Origin of the sequence: Butyrivibrio sp. (assembly GCF_017433805.1) — a bacterium.
Taxonomy (GTDB): Bacteria; Bacillota; Clostridia; order Lachnospirales; family Lachnospiraceae; genus Butyrivibrio.
Genome location: NZ_JAFRGN010000057.1, coordinates 1 through 18,267, shown reverse-complemented (window position 1 = coordinate 18,267; position 18,267 = coordinate 1). Strand labels below are relative to the sequence as shown.

At 43.4% G+C, this 18,267-nt stretch carries 15 protein-coding genes; all 15 read left to right on the top strand.

Going from position 1 to position 18,267, the window contains the following annotated elements; genetic code table 11:
- Positions 1-81 precede the first annotated feature (81 nt).
- Positions 82-2,553, top strand: a complete 2,472-nt coding sequence (locus tag IJI01_RS13240) for a glycoside hydrolase family 3 C-terminal domain-containing protein (protein WP_292191298.1) — start codon at positions 82-84, stop codon at positions 2,551-2,553.
- A 163-nt stretch (positions 2,554-2,716) separates the two neighbouring features.
- Entirely contained in the window at positions 2,717-3,367 is a 651-nt protein-coding gene (locus IJI01_RS13235) for a hypothetical protein (protein WP_292191296.1), read from the top strand.
- A gap of 227 nt (positions 3,368-3,594) precedes the next feature.
- Positions 3,595-5,400 carry an aspartate--tRNA ligase gene (aspS, locus tag IJI01_RS13230; protein WP_292191293.1) on the top strand — a complete coding sequence of 602 codons (1,806 nt, stop codon included), beginning with the start codon at positions 3,595-3,597 and terminating at the stop codon, positions 5,398-5,400.
- Between the two features lie 293 nt (positions 5,401-5,693).
- Positions 5,694-5,972 (top strand): AtpZ/AtpI family protein, encoded by a 279-nt coding sequence (locus tag IJI01_RS13225; RefSeq protein WP_292191290.1) that lies wholly within the window; start codon positions 5,694-5,696, stop codon positions 5,970-5,972.
- Positions 5,965-6,396: an ATP synthase subunit I gene (locus tag IJI01_RS13220; protein ID WP_292191287.1), complete on the top strand. Its 432-nt coding sequence runs from the start codon at positions 5,965-5,967 to the stop codon at positions 6,394-6,396. Before IJI01_RS13225 ends, IJI01_RS13220 begins: the two co-directional genes overlap by 8 nt.
- Before the next feature lie 10 nt (positions 6,397-6,406).
- Positions 6,407-7,177 (top strand): F0F1 ATP synthase subunit A, encoded by a 771-nt coding sequence (locus IJI01_RS13215; protein WP_292191284.1) that lies wholly within the window; start codon positions 6,407-6,409, stop codon positions 7,175-7,177.
- Positions 7,178-7,240: 63 nt separating this feature from the next.
- Complete coding sequence (atpE, locus tag IJI01_RS13210; RefSeq protein WP_292191280.1) at positions 7,241-7,522, top strand: ATP synthase F0 subunit C; 282 nt, start codon at positions 7,241-7,243, stop codon at positions 7,520-7,522.
- 27 nt (positions 7,523-7,549) lie between these two features.
- Positions 7,550-8,086: a F0F1 ATP synthase subunit B gene (atpF, locus tag IJI01_RS13205; RefSeq protein WP_292191277.1), complete on the top strand. Its 537-nt coding sequence runs from the start codon at positions 7,550-7,552 to the stop codon at positions 8,084-8,086.
- A gap of 31 nt (positions 8,087-8,117) precedes the next feature.
- Positions 8,118-8,657, top strand: coding sequence for an ATP synthase F1 subunit delta (atpH, locus tag IJI01_RS13200; RefSeq protein ID WP_292191274.1), 540 nt, complete (start codon positions 8,118-8,120; stop codon positions 8,655-8,657).
- A gap of 22 nt (positions 8,658-8,679) precedes the next feature.
- On the top strand, positions 8,680-10,200 hold the full coding sequence (gene atpA / locus IJI01_RS13195; RefSeq protein WP_292191270.1) for a F0F1 ATP synthase subunit alpha: 1,521 nt from the start codon (positions 8,680-8,682) through the stop codon (positions 10,198-10,200).
- A 12-nt stretch (positions 10,201-10,212) separates the two neighbouring features.
- A complete protein-coding gene (gene atpG / locus IJI01_RS13190; protein ID WP_292191267.1) occupies positions 10,213-11,076 on the top strand; it encodes an ATP synthase F1 subunit gamma in 864 nt (287 codons plus the stop codon).
- Between the two features lie 29 nt (positions 11,077-11,105).
- A complete protein-coding gene (gene atpD / locus IJI01_RS13185) occupies positions 11,106-12,500 on the top strand; it encodes a F0F1 ATP synthase subunit beta (protein WP_292191264.1) in 1,395 nt (464 codons plus the stop codon).
- Positions 12,501-12,545: 45 nt separating this feature from the next.
- The gene (gene atpC, locus IJI01_RS13180; protein WP_292191261.1) at positions 12,546-12,971 is read left to right on the top strand and encodes an ATP synthase F1 subunit epsilon; all 426 of its coding nucleotides are present in this window, start codon (positions 12,546-12,548) and stop codon (positions 12,969-12,971) included.
- 97 nt (positions 12,972-13,068) lie between these two features.
- Entirely contained in the window at positions 13,069-15,210 is a 2,142-nt protein-coding gene (locus IJI01_RS13175) for an HD domain-containing phosphohydrolase (protein WP_292191258.1), read from the top strand.
- Positions 15,191-18,267, top strand: a 3,077-nt coding sequence (locus IJI01_RS13170; protein WP_292191255.1) for a two-component regulator propeller domain-containing protein, incomplete at its 3' end; no start/stop codon positions are given. The genes IJI01_RS13175 and IJI01_RS13170, both read left to right, overlap by 20 nt.

Here is an 18,267-nt window from a genome sequence, read left to right as displayed (position 1 = left end):
TAGTATAGGGTTATGCTATGATTTTTTAGTAGCGTGGTAATAGATGCACATTATCAGAGGATATTGAGCGAGGACATAATTATGGAAAAATGGGCAAGAATCAAATACACACCAAATCTTCCGTTGGGCGAAGGAGGCGTGCGAGTTACAGCAAGTCAGAAGCACATCGACCTTTCCTGCCAGGCAGCATGCGAAGGTATGGTACTTCTTAAGAATGACAGAAATGTACTTCCTCTCAGGAAGGGCACAAGAGTAGCCCTCTTTGGAAAGGGAGTATTTGACTATGTAAAAGGCGGCGGTGGTAGCGGAGATGTAACAGTTCCTTACATCAGAAACCTCTACGAAGGCCTTTCTCAGTACACATCAGACATTTCAATTTACGACAAATCTGTCAGATTCTATCAGGAATATATAGCAGATCAGTACAGACTTGGAATCGCACCAGGCATGATCAAAGAGCCGGCTCTTCCGGAAGATATCCTGGCAGATGCAGCAGCCTATGCAGATACAGCAATCATCGCGATCAGCAGATTCTCCGGAGAAGGCTGGGATAGAAAGGTTGCAGGAGTAGACCGAGAGATCAGGTGCGAAGCCAAGGAGCTTGTAGAACAGGGCAACAAGATCTTTGACCATGGCGATTTCTATCTCACAATTGCTGAGAAGAAGATGGTAAGGCAGGTAAAAGAGAACTTCGCTAACGTAATCGTTGTGATGAATGTAGGCGGAGTTGTAGATACAACCTGGTTCAAGGATGATGATGCCATTTCATCAGTTCTCATGGCATGGCAGGGCGGAATAGAAGGCGGACTCGCAGCAGCCAAGATCCTTCTTGGTAAGGTCAATCCTTCAGGTAAGCTTTCAGATACCTTTGCTGCAAGACTTGAGGACTATCCTTCAACAGATGGCTTCCACGAGAATGACGACTACGTTGATTACACAGAGGATATCTATGTAGGATATCGCTATTTTGAGACAATCCCAGGGGCAGCTAGTAAGGTCAACTACCCGTTTGGATATGGACTTTCATATACAACATTTGCTGTAGAAGATTGTAAGGCAGAAGCTATGACGATCGAAGCGGAGGGCAGCAAGGAAACGAGCGAGCTTCCTGATGCAATCGTAGTATCTGCTAATGTCACCAACATTGGTAAGATTGCAGGAAAAGAAGTAGTGCAGCTCTACTACAGTGCTCCACAGGGTAAGCTGGGTAAGCCTTCTAAAGTACTTGGTGGCTATGTTAAGACACGTTTTTTGCAGCCAGGCGAGAGTCAGCGCGTTACTATAGCTCTCTGCGTTGAGGATATGACTTCCTACGACGATCTTGGCAAGGTTAAAAAGGCAGCATGGATACTTGAAAAGGGCGAATATAAATTCTTCCTTGGTACATCTGTAAGAGACGTTAAGGAACTTGATTATACATACGAGCTTAAGAAAAATGTTGTGATAGAGCAGGTTAAGAACAGACTTGTTCCAACATCACTTAAAAAGAGAATGCTTGCGGATGGAAGCTTTGAAGAGCTTCCACAGCTTAAGCCGGTTGATACTTATGAAACTATTTTCCCAAGACCAAAGAATTGGAAAGATAAGATAGAGCATGACGTGCTTAAGACTCCGGTAGTAAGACCACAGGAGAGATTCCAGCTCTTTTTACCTTCTAAGGAAGGTGATCCTAAGAAATTTATTGAGGTAGCTGAGTGCAAGATCACACTCGAAGACTTCATGAAGCAGCTCTCTAACGAGCAGCTTGGAAATCTTCTGGGTGGACAGCCTAACGTTGGTATGGCTAATACCTTTGGCTATGGCAATCTCCCAGAGGTTGGCGTTCCTTCTGCTCAGACCTGCGATGGACCAGCCGGCGTCAGAATTGCTCCGGAAGTGGGCGTAGTTACTACAGCTTTCCCATGTTCAACACTTCTTGCATGCACCTGGAATGAGGATATCTGCTATGAAGTTGGCGTGGCAGGCGGTGCAGAGGCCAAAGAGTGTAACTTTGCAGCTTGGCTTACTCCAGCTGTGAATATTCACAGAAGTCCACTTTGCGGGAGAAACTTTGAGTACTACTCAGAAGATCCATTCCTTGCAGGAAAGCAGGCAGCAGCTATGGTTCGCGGTATACAGAGTAACAACATCATTGCTACACCTAAACATTTTGCCCTCAACAACAAGGAATCTAACAGAAAGGCCAGTGATTCAAGAGCATCTGAGCGTGCTATAAGAGAGATTTATCTTAAGGCGTTCGAGATCATTGTCAAAGAGGCTGAGCCTTGGAGCATCATGTCTTCTTACAACGTTGTTAATGGACAGAGGGCTTCCGAGTCTTATGACCTTCTCACAGGAATCCTGCGTGATGAATGGGGCTTTGAAGGCGTTGTAGTAAGTGACTGGTGGGGCTTTGGTGAGCACTACAAAGAAGTACTTGCTGGCAATGATATCAAGATGGGCTGCGGCTACACAGAACAGCTTCTTGAGGCCATTGATAAGAAGGCTCTTAAGAGAAAAGATCTTGAGACGAGTGCTGAAAGAGTACTAAAAATGCTGCTCAAGCTGGACTAAGACTATGAAAACCGCATGTAATCTAGCGAGGATAAACGTTTAAGTCATAAAAATGTAATTTATTGTTCATAAACTAGCAATACTTATCGGGAAAATAGGCGTATAATAGTAGTATAAAGTTGTTATGTCTATTGTCAGGGAACAACTTTTGGAGGGTTTGTTTATGAACAAGAAGGCGATTGTTGGTATTTTTTTGTCTATAATGATGACAGCAATTGTGGGATGCACAGGTGCTGGGGCTCAGAACGGTGCACAGGAAGGACAGGATCTAAAGCCTGTAATTTACCTGTATCCTCTTGAAGATAATACAGAGATTTCAGTAAGCCTTGATTATAACGGTAACCTGGTTGATCTGATCCCGGAGTTCAATGCGGATAAGACCTGGAATGTCACAGCCAATAGGGATGGCAAGATTACCTTTGAAGGTAAGACCTATGACTATCTGTTCTGGGAAGGCGATCCAAATTATTCCTATGATTTTTACTCAGGCTTTTGTGTTAAGGGCGAAGATACCAAGAGCTTCCTTGAAGATAAGCTCACAGTTCTGGGACTGAATGAAGCAGAGAGGGCAGAGTTTATAGAGTTCTGGCTTCCAATGATGGAAAAGAATCCATATAACCTCATCAGCTTCCAGGGTACAACCTATAACAATAACGCCAAGTTGTCAGTAACACCTGCTCCTGATACCATGATCCGCGTATTCATGGCCTGGTATCCTACAGATAAGTACATCAAGATCAATCCACAGTATCTTGAGTCTCCATCAAGAGGTGGCTTTACAGTAGTTGAGTGGGGCGGCAATAAGGTTAAGTGAAAATAAGCTTGAAACTATACAGAGTATGATTTAAAATGTTGTGCGTGATATTGAAGATTTTCAGTATCACGCACATTTTTATTTTGTAATTATTAGTATGAGATGAGCAAGACACATGATAAGTGGCATACACAAGGAACGATTTGGCACAAAGTGCCATCGGAGTGACGGTGGATGTCATTGTCATGTGGATTGTGGAGTATATTAATAGAAATGGAGTAGATACTATGATGCAATCACGTACACATAATTGTGGTGAGCTGCGTATATCTAATGTTGGCGAGAGTGTTACTCTTGTAGGCTGGCTTGAGAATATGCGTGAAGTTGGATCAGGACTTGGATTCGTAGTTCTTAGAGACTTCTATGGCACAACACAGATTGTCCTTGAAACAGAGGAGATGGTTAAGACTGCTAAGGCCATCAATAAAGAGTCTACAATATCTGTTAAGGGTGTTGTTAGAGAGCGCAGTTCCAAGAATCCCAAGCAGGAGACTGGTGATATCGAGGTAGTACCAGAGTCTATCACAGTTCTTGGCCGCTGCCGTTACAATGAGCTTCCTTTTGAAATCAATCATTCAAGAGAGGCTGATGAGACAGCTCGTCTTAAATATCGTTATCTTGATCTTCGTAACCCTGAGGTTAAGAAGAATATTATTCTTAGATGCAATGTAGTTGCTGCACTTCGTCAGGCTATGACAGAGCACGGATTTATGGAGATCACAACTCCTATCCTTACAGCTTCTTCACCTGAGGGAGCTAGAGACTACCTTGTTCCTGCAAGAAAGCACCCTGGTAAGTTCTATGCACTTCCACAGGCTCCACAGCAGTTCAAGCAGCTTCTTATGACAGCTGGATTTGACCGTTACTTCCAGATCGCTCCTTGCTTCCGTGATGAGGATGCTAGAGGAGACAGAAGCCCAGGAGAATTCTATCAGCTTGATATGGAGATGGCTTTCGCTACTCAGGAAGATGTATTTGCAGTATGTGAGGATGTACTTCCTCCAGTATTCGAGAAGTTTGGAACATATGATATTGCTTCCAAGGCTCCATTTACAAGAATTCCTTATCTTGAGGCTATGGAGAAATATGGTTCAGACAAGCCTGACCTTAGAATTGACCTTACAGTCACAGATGTAACTGAGTCTCTCAAGGATTGCGGATTTGGACCATTTGCTACTAAGGCTGAGGATGGAACAGATACAAACGTTAGAATCAAGGCTGTTGTTATTTCTGACTTCAAGGAGAGCCGTAAGTTCATCGACAAGACTATTGGTGATGTAGAGGTTCAGTCCGGTAACAAGGCTTACTGGTTCAGAATGGATGAGAACGGAGAGCTCGTTGGTGGTATCTCCAAGTTCGTAGCGCCTATCAAGGATGCTGTAGTATCAGCTCTTTCACTTAAGGCTGGTGATCTTGTAGTTCTTTCAAGTGGCAAGCTTTCAGCTGCACAGAAGACTGCAGGTGTTATCGTTAAGACATTTGGTGCTGCTGTACCTGGACATATGGATAAAGAGAGATATGAGTTCTGCTGGATCGTAGACTTCCCTATGTATGAGATTGGTGAGGAGTCAGGAGAATTAGAGTTCTGTCACAACCCATTCTCAATGCCAAGTGGCGGTCTTGAGACACTTATCAAGGCTGAGAAAGGTGAGATCGATCCTCTTTCAATCACAGCAGATCAGTATGACCTTGTTGTAAATGGTATCGAGCTTTCATCTGGTGCTGTACGTAACCATGATCCTGAGATCATGATCAAGGCATTCGAGATGGTAAGACTTGGTGAGGAAGACGTTAAGGCCAAGTTCCCTGCTATGTACAATGCATTCTGCTATGGTGCACCGCCACACGCAGGAATTGCTCCTGGGGTAGACCGTATGGTTATGCTTCTTGCAGGTGAGGACTCAATTCGTGAGATCATTCCTTTCCCTATGAACAAGAATGCAGCAGACGTAATGATGGGTGCTCCTGGATACGTAACAGACAAGCAGCTTGAAGAGCTTCACATCAAGACAACTGCAGAAGACGCTGAGTGAAACAAATAAGCGAAATTTTGATAAAAGTTTTATTAATTATCGGGCTCTATGCCGCAAAGTCAAGTGATGACGCGGCGTAGAGCTTTTTTGTATGAAAATATGAAAAAGCCATGAATTGTCTAACATTAGTTGTAGAAATGGGGCAAAAAGTGTATTATTAAGTTGTTATACTGTTTTGTTATGCGCAATTATTATGCCCTGATGAAATAATCAGCATATTGTGCAGGTGAAATGTTCGGTATAGCGTTAACGGCTAGAGAAAATGTGACAAGGAAGGAGCGAACAAAAACCATATGCAAATGAGAGAGATTTCCAAGCTATTAGGGCAGTTTGCTATGGTTGGACAGCTGGGATTGTCACTGCTGATGCCGCTTTTATTATGTCTTTTTGGATGTTATCTTCTGGTCACCAAATTATCTGTTGGTGCATGGGTTTATATACCGGGGTTTATATTGGGGCTCGGTGGTTCTATGACGACCGCTTACAAGGTCTATCAGTCAGTTGTTCACAGGGAAGAGAAAGAAAAAAGTAAAAAAGATCCGGGGGAGGTTTATTTCAACAAACATGTTTAAATTACAGGATGCAGTTAAGAAAGAAACCCGAAATATTGCCATAGGTACGGGCATTGGCGTACTTATAATGTTTGCAATTTTCTTCGTGTTACACATGGTACTTCCACAGGATTTGCCATTTGGGTACAGCGTACCCTTTGATTACAAAGTGATTTTAGCTGGAATTATCGGCTTTTTTGTTGCTGTCGGAAATTTTTTCTGGATGGCGATTACAGTTCAGAAAGTGACATCCATTGAGGATGAGCAGCAGGCGCGTCAGACTATGGGCGTAAGCCTTCGTTATCGCACCATGATGCAGCTTCTCTGGGTGATACTTGCTATAGTGGTTCCAGTTTTTAATCTGGTGGCGGGCATTGTTCCGCTGTTTATACCTAGCATCACAATAAAACTACGCGGGATTATGTCTGCGGGGAAAGGAGGTTGAAGGCGAAAGCATGAGTAGTGGTTTCGAAGTCGATTATGCGGTAGTGTATAAGACCTTTCACACTGGAATACCGATCCTTGGCGATTTCAAACTGACAGAAACACTTGTAGTAAGCTGGATTGTCATGGCGATAATCACAGGATTGTGCATTTTCCTTACGAGAGATCTTAAGGTCGAGAACATTTCGAAAAGACAGGCTTTTGCAGAGATGCTTGTTGAGACGGGCAATAATTTTGTTCGTAACAACACAGGAGGCAACAAGTTTGATAAGCTGATTCCATTTGTTTCAGCACTATTTGCTACCAGTGTGATATCAAACCTGATAAGCCTTATAGGACTGCGAAGTCCAACAGCAGACCTATCAACAGAAGCGGCCTGGGCAGTAGTAGTATTCATTATGATCACTGCCACCAAGATTAAGACCAACGGAGTTGGCGGATATTTAAAGGGATTTACAACACCAATTGCTGTTATGACCCCGTTTAATATCCTGTCAGAGTTGGCTACACCAGTTAGTATGGCTTGCCGTCACTTCGGAAATATTCTTTCCGGTGTTGTAATTGACGGACTTATCTACTGGGCATTAGGACTTGCATCAGCAGCATTATTCGGACTGATACCTGGAGCAGTTGGAAATTTCCTTTCCAAGATTCCGATCCTGGGCGTTGGTATCCCAGCTGTAACCGGTGTTTATTTTGACTGGTTCTCAGGCTGTATGCAGGCGTTTATCTTCTGTATGCTGACAGTAATGTACATTGCGAATGCAGCAGAGGAAGGATAAGTAAATAATTAAAACTGAATAGTAAAAAATACTTTAAAACTTCATTTTAGGAGGCAAAGAATTATGAGTGATTTTCAGATGCTAGCTAAAGGTATTGCACTTGCAGGATGTGGTATTGGTGCAGGATGTGCACTTATCGCAGGTATTGGTCCTGGTATTGGTGAAGGAACTGCCGTTTCTAAGGCTCTTGAAGCTATCGGACGTCAGCCAGAGTGTAAGGGCGACGTTACAGGTACCATGCTCCTTGGTTGTGCGGTTGCTGAGACAACTGGTATCTATGGTTTCGTTACAGGTCTTCTTCTTATTTTCGTAGCACCAGGAATGTTTATGGGATACCTTAACTAACCTTGTTTGTAAAGAAGGAGAATACATATGGATATACAGGCCCTATTACTGATCACTGCGGACGCTAAAGAGACGCAGGAATTAGTTACATTGGTGCCCTGGACATTTATCATTCAGATAATCAACCTGTTTATCCAGGTATTTCTGATCAAGAAATTCCTTTTCAAGCCAATCAATGACATCCTTGAAAAGAGAAGAAATCTTGCTGATAAATCGATCCGAGAGGCAAGGGAGGCCCAGGATAAAGCCGATTCTCTCAAAGAGCAGTATGAAAGCAGTCTTACAAATGCACATGCTGAAGCTGCTCAGATAGTTTCAGAAGCACAGAAGGAAGCTCAGGTAAAAGCAGATTCTATTGTGCATGAGGCTGAGGAGCAGGCTGCTGGCATCAAAGCCAGAGCTGCTGCTGATATCGAGCAGGAGAAGAAGAAGGCAATTAACGAGGCCAAAGATGAAATCGGCGGACTTGCAATGGATATTGCAGGAAAGGTAGTTGAAAAAGAGATCAACGAAGCCGATCACAGAAAGCTTATTGAGGACTTTATCAATAAAGTCGGCGCTTAATACTTTTTAGGTTCAAGTAAGGAGAAATTTTATGAGTAAAGCTGGAGATCTTTATGGGCAGAGCCTATATGATCTGGCAGCCGAAGAGAACCTTACGGATGAAATACTGGGCGAAATGGAGGTCGTAAAAGAGATTTTCAAAGAGAATCCTGATTACGTAACACTCCTTTCGGAACCTTCAGTCCCTAAGAAAGAGCGACTGCAGCTGGTGGACGAAGCATTCGACGGAAGCTTGCAGCCATACCTTATGAATTTTATCAAGATTCTCATAGAGAAAGGACTTCTAAGAGAGTTTTCTGCATGCCAGAAGCGTTTTAGAAGAAGCTACAATGAAGCACACGGAATTGCCGATGCTCTTGTAACTACAGCAGTAGCACTTAGTGATGCACAGCTGTCGCAGCTCAAAGAGAAGCTTGAAAAGATCAGCGGTAAGAAGATTCTTTTGAAACAGAAGACAGATCCAGACGTCCTTGGTGGCGTAAGAGTAGATCTGGAGGGACAGCTCTTTGATGGAACCATCAAAGGAAGGTTATCCGAGCTTCGCAGACGAGTAGACGAAACAGTCATCTAATAAAAACACGTCGGAGGATGATATGGAACTAAAACCAGAAAAAATATCCGAGGTCATTCGAAGCCAGATAAAGAACTATCAGAATGCAATTATCCAGAACGAGACCGGAACAGTTCTTACCGTTGGTGATGGTATTGCCAGAGTTAGCGGACTTTTGAACTGTATGTCCGGAGAGCTTTTGGAGTTTGAGAATGGTACATTCGGAATGGCTCAGAACCTCGAGGAAACAGTAGTATCCGCGGTATTGTTCGGAGAAGATGTTGGTATCAGCGAAGGACAGACCGTTAAGCGTACAGGAAGAGTTGTATCTGTTCCTGTAGGCGAGCAGATGATTGGCCGTGTTGTAAACGCTATTGGTCAGCCAATTGATGGACAGGGCCCAATCGAAGCATCAGAATATAGACCAGTTGAATCACCAGCTCCTGGTATCATTGCCAGACAGCCGGTTAAAGAGCCACTTCAGACAGGTATCAAGGCTATCGATTCCATGATCCCTATCGGAAGAGGACAGCGTGAGCTTATCATTGGTGATAGACAGACTGGTAAGACCACAATTGCAGTGGACACAATCCTTAACCAGAAGGGCAAAGATGTTATCTGTATCTACGTTGCTATCGGACAGAAACGTTCAACAGTTACATCCCTCGTTGAGGATCTTAAGAAGGGCGGAGCTATGGACTACACAATCGTTGTAGCAGCTACAGCTTCAGAGCCTTCACCACTTCAGTACATCTCTCCATACACAGGCTGTGCTATGGGTGAGTACTTCATGCTTAAAGGTAAACACGTACTTTGTATCTACGACGATCTGTCCAAGCACGCTGTAGCTTACAGAGCACTTTCACTTCTTATCAGAAGACCACCAGGACGTGAGGCTTATCCTGGAGACGTTTTCTACCTGCACTCAAGACTTCTTGAGAGAGCAGCTAAGCTCTCAGATGAGAACGGAGGTGGTTCACTTACAGCCCTTCCTATCATCGAGACACAGGCCGGTGACGTATCAGCCTACATTCCTACAAACGTTATCTCTATCACAGACGGACAGATATTCCTTGAGACAGAACTTTTCCACTCAGGAATCATGCCAGCGGTTAACCCGGGTATCTCTGTATCCCGAGTTGGTGGTAACGCTCAGATCAAGGCAATGAAGAAGGTTGCCGGAACACTTAAGCTTGTTTATTCACAGTACCGTGAGCTGCAGAGCTTTGCTCAGTTCGGTTCAGACCTTGATGAAGATACCAAGAATCGTCTTGCACAGGGTGAAAGAATCGTTGAGGTTCTCAAGCAGAACAAGAATCAGCCAGTTCCTGTTGAGAAGCAGGTTGCTATTCTGTACGCGGTTGTTAATAACATCCTGATGAAGGTTGAAGCCAGCGATGTTGCTGAGTACGAGGCAGGTCTTTATGACTTCCTTGATCAGGATCCTTCCGGAATTGCTGCTATGCGTGAGATTCGTGAGAGCGGCAAGCTTGAAAAGGAAACCGAGGACAAGTTAAAAGAAGCGCTTGACGCTTACACAGATAAGTTTGTTAAAAGCAGATAAGGAGGATGAATAATGGCTGGATCAATGAAAGCTGTTAAACTCCGAATCAAGAGCGTCCAGAGCACAATGCAGATTACGAAAGCTATGCAGCTGGTTGCAGCCAGCAAGCTTCGTAAAGCCAAGGAAAGAGCTGATGAATCCAAGCCTTACCTTGAAACAATGCTCACAACACTGACAGATATAGCCAATGGAAACACAGATTTCCAGTCCATCTACACCAAGCCTGGTGAAAATGATGGCAAGTGGCTGTACGTTGTAATCGCCGGAGACAGAGGCCTTGCAGGTGGTTATAACTCCAACCTGTTCAAGTACGTTGAGGCTGAGATCAAGGACAAGAGCGATGTTACAGTTCTTCCAATTGGTAAAAAATCTGTAGAGTTCTTTAAACACAGAAATATTCCTATCTTAACAGAGGAATATGGCGAGGTTGCCAAGACAACTATCTCAGACTGTTTTCAGATAGCGAAGATAATCTGCGGATCATACGGTGGAGAAGGATTTGGACATGTATTCCTGTGCTACACAAACTTCGTGTCCATGCTATCCCAGGTTCCAACAGCTACATCACTCCTTCCTCTTTCAGATCTTTCATCTGAGGAGAAAGCTAGTGACGGTAAGCCAAAGGATCTGATTCTGTATGAGCCAGACAGTGAGACAGTGTTCGATGCTATTGTTCCGGAATATCTGGCGGGTATTCTTTATACCAGTATCAATATTTCCTATGCGAGTGAGCTTGCTGCTCGTAGAACAGCTATGGAAGCAGCAACTGATAACGCAGAGGAAATGATTGAGACATTAAGTCTGTATTATAACAGAGCTCGTCAGGCTAGCATTACGCAAGAGATCACGGAAATCGTGGCTGGAGCGGAAAGCTAATCTTTAACTAAACTATAAGGAGTTTAACAATGAGTGAAAATCGTGTTGGAAAGGTAATACAGGTTACAGGCCCTGTACTTGACATCCGCTTTAAAGAGGGTGAACTTCCTGATCTTCACAATGCCATAGAAATCATGATCGAGGACCGCAGGCTGATTGCAGAGGTTGCTCAGCAGGTAGGAGATGACGTAGTAAGATGCGTTGCCATGAGTTCAACAGATGGTCTTGTAAGAGGCGCTGATGCCACAGACACAGGAAGTCCAATCACCGTTCCAGTTGGTGACGAGTGCTTGGGAAGAATCTTTAACCTTTTGGGTGATCCTGTTGATAACGGACCAGATCCAGGTGCTAAGGAGAGATGGCCAATCCATCGTCCAGCTCCTGCGTACGAGGATCAGGTTCCTGCTACAGAGATCTTCGAAACAGATATCAAGGTCGTTGACCTTATCTGCCCTTACGCTAAGGGTGGTAAGATTGGTTTGTTCGGTGGTGCCGGCGTTGGTAAGACCGTACTTATCATGGAGCTGATCAACAACGTTGCTAAGGCACACGGTGGTATTTCAGTATTCACCGGTGTTGGTGAGCGTACTCGTGAAGGTAATGATCTTTACGGAGAAATGAAGGAAAGTGGAGTTATTGATAAGACTGCACTGGTTTATGGACAGATGAATGAGCCACCTGGAGCCAGAATGAGAGTTGGTCTTTCAGGACTTACAATGGCTGAGTATTTCCGTGATGTCAAGAATCAGGACGTTCTTCTGTTCATTGATAATATCTTCCGTTTCACACAGGCTGGTTCAGAGGTTTCAGCCCTCCTTGGACGTATGCCTTCAGCCGTAGGTTACCAGCCTACACTGGCTACAGAAATGGGTGCTCTTCAGGAGCGTATCACATCAACTAAGAAGGGTTCTATCACATCAGTTCAGGCCGTTTACGTTCCTGCTGATGACCTTACAGACCCTGCTCCTGCTACAACCTTCACACACCTGGATGCTACAACCGTTCTTTCCAGAGATATCGCATCAAAGGGTATTTACCCAGCTGTTGATCCTCTTGATTCAACAAGCCGTATCCTTTCACCTGATATCGTAGGAAAAGAGCACTATGAAGTAGCTAAGGGAGTACAGCAGGTTCTCCAGAGATATCGTGAACTTCAGGATATCATCGCTATCATGGGTATGGATGAGCTTTCAGAGGAAGATAAGCTTACCGTTTATAGAGCACGTAAGGTTCAGAACTTCCTGTCACAGAGCTTCTCAGTTGCTGAGCAGTTCACAGGTCTTCCTGGAAAATACGTTCCTCTTAAAGAGACAATCCGTGGCTTCAAGATGATTCTTGATGGCGAATGTGATGACCTTCCAGAGTCAGCATTCCTTCTTGTTGGTACTATCGACGAAGTATTCGAGAAGGCTAAGAAGCAGTGATAACACCTTGTGCTGCGCTGGCAGCATAAGAGAACGGAGTAAATTATGGCCACAACTTATCATTTACAGGTTGTATCCTTAGATGGTCTTGAATATGAGGGCGAAGTTCAAAAGATTCTGCTTCGTACAATAGAGGGTGACGTCGAGATCCTTGCTCGTCACACCAACTACTGTACTGCCATTGGTATGGGAACTGCCAAGGTAACCATGGAAGATGGCAAGGAGAGAAAAGCAGCCTGTATTGGTGGAATGCTTTCGGTAATGAACGGAGAGGTCAGAGTCCTTCCGACAACATGGGAATGGAGCGAAAATATCGACGTTGCCCGTGCTAAGGCAGCTAAAGAGAGAGCTGAGGAAAGACTTAAAGACAAACAGCTTGATAATGAAGCGAGAATCCGTGCTGAAGCAAAGCTATACAGAGCGCTTGTAAGACTTGGATCCTCAGGACATGGTCAGGATCACTTAGATTAACAAGACATAACTATGACCAAACGCTGACTCTGTAATCATGGAGTCAGCGTTTGCTTCTTGATTGAATTGTAATTGTATAACAGCAGGGGGAAGACTGTTGGAAAATCGATTAGGAATTAAAAAAAGCAGCAAGAAATGGCGAATCGTGCTCATAGTGGGCGGGGTTTTGGCTAACGTGCTGTTTTTTTTAATTACTAATCACTTTGGCCTTCCTTTCTTTCTAGATACCATAGGAACAATAATTACAGCTGCCATAGGAGGTCTTTTCCCAGGAATCCTGACAGCAGTAGTGTCTAATACAATATGCGCCATATTTGATGAGAACTCTCTGTATTTCATGATCATCAATGTAATGGTGGCTATCTTTGCATCCTGGTATGCCAGATATTCCACATTTAAAAGAATAGACAAAGCAATTCTTTTTGCTTTTACAGCCGGACTATTTTCTGGTGTCATGGGGGCGCTTTTACAGTCACTTCTCTTTGGGCAGCCGCAGTACCAAGTAGTTAGCGAGCTTTCGGCCCCTATGGAGGGGACCTTTAGCATTCATCCAAGTGTTGCATTTTATCTTTCTAACATACTCATAAATCTCCTTGATAAGACAATCACTACAGCTATAGCCTTTTTGATTATCGTCTTAACTCCGCAGAATGAAGCGATAGAGGTCCGGGAGTCAGGATGGAGACAGAAACCCTTAACTGGTGAGGAGCTTAGGCGTATCAGAGCTTGGGGAAAAGATGTAAAGTATACTTCCAGAACCAGAATGGCTGTTACTCTTGTTAGCATGTCTCTTATTCTTGTGATTATCATGGGCTGGATTGGCATAAGTCTTTATTTCGAGGGAGAGAAAGGTGCAAGAGTCGATAATGCCTGGAATGCAGCAAGATTTACTGCAACTATGATAGATACGGGTAAGCTGGATAAGTTTATCAGAAATGGCAGATCTGAAGAAGACTACACGAATTTTGAATATCTTTTGGCAACCATCAGGAATAATGCTTATGGCGTTGACCATCTCTACGTTGTAAGAGGAGAAAACGATGGTGTAAGAATCATTTTTGACCTTCCTTATGAGGGAAAAGAAATCCCATATGAGCCAGGAGGACTGGTACCTTATGGTTCTACTCCTGTTTTGCCTGACAAAGAAGTCCTTTCAAATGGAGTCAGTGCATCTAATGAGGTGCGCGCAATGGGAAGCTGGCTTATGTCAGTTTATTATCCGGTGATAGATGCCTCAGATAGCTGTGTTTGCTTCGTGTGCGCAGATGTATCACTGGAGTATATGGCAGAATATATGAGACGATTCTTAATGAAGGTAGCTGTAATACTGTCGGGTTTCTTTGTGTTGATCGTTGCTTATGCCCTGTGGACAACAGACGTTTACAGTACATACCCCATTAGTAGTATGGCCGAGATGCTGGATAGATTCAGTAAGGGATCTGATTCCCAGGAGCAGCTGGATGAAAATGTAAGAGAGATAAGAGCTCTTGATATCAAGACCGGTGATGAGACAGAAAAGCTCTATCGCAGTATATGCAGTATGACACTTAGCCAGGCAGAGCAGATGAGAAGTATCAGAAGACTATCTGAATCTACGGCCAAGATGCAGGATGGCCTTATCATGACTGTTGCGGATATGGTTGAAAACAGAGACTCCAGCATGGGACCGCATATACAGAGAACGACAGCCTTCGTCAGAATAATTCTGGAGAATCTCCAGAAAAGGGGCTATTACGCAGAGAAGATCACTCCCAAGTTTATGTCTGATGTAATCAGATCAGCGCCACTTTACGATGTTGGTAAGATCAAGATTCCTGATGAGATTCTTTTTAAGCCGGGAGAGCTTACAGAAGAAGAATTTGAAATAATAAAAACCCATACAACAGAGGGTAAAAAGATAATGGACAATACCATAAGCATGTCCAATGGAGATAACTACTTAAAGGAAGCAAGAAACATGGTAGCTTATCACCATGAGCGCTGGGATGGAACCGGTTATCCTGAAGGTCTGCACGGAGAGGTTATTCCTCTTTCTGCCAGAATAATGGCAATAGCTGATGTTTTTGATGACATTACATCGGACAGAGTATATAGAAAAGCAATGCCGCTTGATAAGGCACTTGAGATAATGAAAGGCTTCTCTGGAACAGTTTTTGATCCAAAATGTCTGGAAGCTTTTATGGATGGACTACCTGAGGTTAAGGTAATCATGATGAAGTATGGTAATAAGAGCGTATAAGAACAAGAAACAGATAATTAAATATACGACCTTAGTTATAGCCTTTATTCTGCTGGTAATGGCTTTTATTCCCGCGCCTGTAGCAGAAGCGGGGGAGAATAGTAATCTTTTACCAAGTGAGCAGGTTAAAAAATTTGGTGGTGGATATGCTGTAACCAATCAGATGGAAGAGAGTGGTTATGCAGCGTATATTTATGATGCCACAAATGGACTGCCTACTTCTGATGCTATGTACATTTTGGGATCCAGCGATGGATATGTATGGATAGGCGGTTATAGCGGCGTTATCCGCTACGATGGAACTGTATTCGAGAGACTCAGTACAGATGAAGGTCTCACAAGTGCCAGAGCTATTTTTGAGGATAGTAAAAAGAGAATCTGGGTAGGAACAAATGATAATGGAGTGGTAGTACTTAATAGTAAAAATACTGATGAAAGAAGGCACTATACACTTCTGGATGGTCTTCCATCATCTTCCATCAGGAACTTTGCTGAGGATATCAACGGAAATATCATAATTGGAACAACAGCCGGACTTTGTTATGTGGATACCGAGCTGAATCTCTGCCAGTTTGAGGGCAACAGTCTGCAGACGGAGCGAATCTTAAGGCTTCAGCAGGGTGTAGATGGCAAAGTATACGGATATACAGGAAATGGAGTTGTCTTTAAGGTTGATAATCAGGAAGTGGCCAAGACCTATACCAGCAGAGAACTGGGAATGGCCAAGATCACTACGATGATGGTGGATCCATACTATTCAGGCAAAGTATATATCTGTACAGAAAGAGGCTATGTTTATCACGGCAATTTCGGTGATAAAGCTATACATATGGAAGTTAAATCCACTAGAGCTATCGGCGTTGCTCACTGGATTTCTTATAACTGCGGAAGAGTATGGGTATCCTCGACTGCTACCAATGGATATCTGGATCAGGAAGGAAATCTTGTTGTTCTCACAGGACTTCCTCTTAATAGCTCAATTGAGATGATGACCTCTGATTATCAGGACAATATGTGGTTTGCATCTTCTACTCAGGGCGTAATGAAGCTCGTTGCAGACAATTTTGTGGATATGACCAAATCTGACGGAGTTCCTGAGGTTGTTACCAATGCAACCTGTTTCCACGACTGCAAGCTTTATATTGGAACTGATAATGGCTTATACATTCTAGATGAAGAAAAAAATCTTATAAATAATAATCTCACCAGATACATGGACAACTGCAGAGTCAGATGTATTTTTGCAGATAACGAGGATAACCTTTGGATTGCTGGATATAGTAATAATAAGGGACTGGTACGATTATCTCCTGATGGTGATCTTAAAGCATATACCGTTGAGGATGGTCTTAAGGATAATTCTGTCAGATGTATATCACAGGCTGATGATGGCGCTATACTTGTAGGAACCAATGGCGGTGTTAATGTTATCAGAAACGGTAAGATTACAGGATTCTACGGCGTTGAGTCAGGAATGAAAAACGCTGTGATCCTTACAATTGCTGAGGGTGACGATGGCAAGATATATGCTGGTTCAGATGGCGGTGGATTATATGTCATAGACGGAGCAGAAGTAAAATGCCTTGGATTAGAGGATGGGCTGACAAGTGAAGTAATAATGCGAATAAAAAGAGATCCGGATAGAGATCTATTGTGGATCATAACCTCCAATTCAATCGGATATTTCAAGGATGATGCTTTTACAACAATCACATCTTTTCCGTTTAATAATAACTATGACATTTATTATGGAGACAATGATTATCTCTGGATCATGTCCTCCTATGGAATATATAGAGTTAAGACCCAGGACATGCTGGAAGATAATGTTCAGAGATATAAACTGTTCACTATATCCAATGGTATGCCATATGCTGTTACAGCTCAGGAATATGGCTGTCAGACAGAAGATGGATACATATACGTTCCTGGAAGACAGGGTGTTATCAGATTTAATACAAGGCGATTTTTTGAGAGAACTGGGACAATTAAGATTGGTGTTCAGTCGATTTATTGCGATGATGAGCTGATACGTCCGGATTCCCAGGGAACCTATACAATTCCTGAATCAGATGGACGAATCAGAATCACTGCATCGGTAAGGGACTATACAATGAACAACCCATCGGTGCGAGTTTTCCTTGAGGGAAATGAAAATGTAGGTATGTCTGTACCCCGCAGTGAGCTGTCTACGCTGGAGTACACCGATCTAGCATACGGCAATTACGTTCTAAATATTCAGATTCTTAATGACAGAGATGAGGCAGTTCAGGAAGAAAGAATTCTTCTAATCAAAAAGCCCAGGTTTATGGAGCTTTTTGCTGTAAGACTGTTCATGCTCATCTTTGTGGCTGTGGCAGCAGGTTTTTTGGTATGGCGAATTCTGAAAGCAACTGTTGTTACCAGACAATATGAAGAAATAAGGAAGGCGAAAGAGGAGGCGGAGAAAGCCAACACAGCTAAATCCAGATTCCTTGCAAACATGTCTCATGAGATCAGAACACCTATCAACACTATCATGGGTATGGATGAGATGATCCTTCGAGAAGATGCAAGGGATGTTCCAAAGCCTTACTTCATGTCTATGATGAACTATGCTCTTGATATCAGAAATGCTACAGAGTCACTTCTTAGCCTTATTAACGACCTTCTGGATATGTCCAAGATTGAGTCTGGTAAGATGCATCTGGTTGAGCAGGAATACGATGTTCAAGAGCAACTGCGCTCCATCGTATCCATGATCAGATCAAGAAGTACAGAAAAAGAGCTTATCTTTGAGGTTGTCATTGATGAAATAATGCCATCAAGAATGTATGGTGATTGCGGTAAGATCAAGCAGGTAGTTCTCAATCTTTTGACAAATGCGGTTAAATACACCGAAACAGGTGGATTGGCACTTACTGTTACGATGGAAGCACGGGAAGATGATGTCTGTGAACGGCTCTTTGCTGTACAAGATACAGGTATCGGCGTTAAAGCAGAGGATATGGAAAAACTCTGTACCGCTTACGAGAGACTTGATGAAGAAACGAACAGTGCCATTCAGGGTACTGGCCT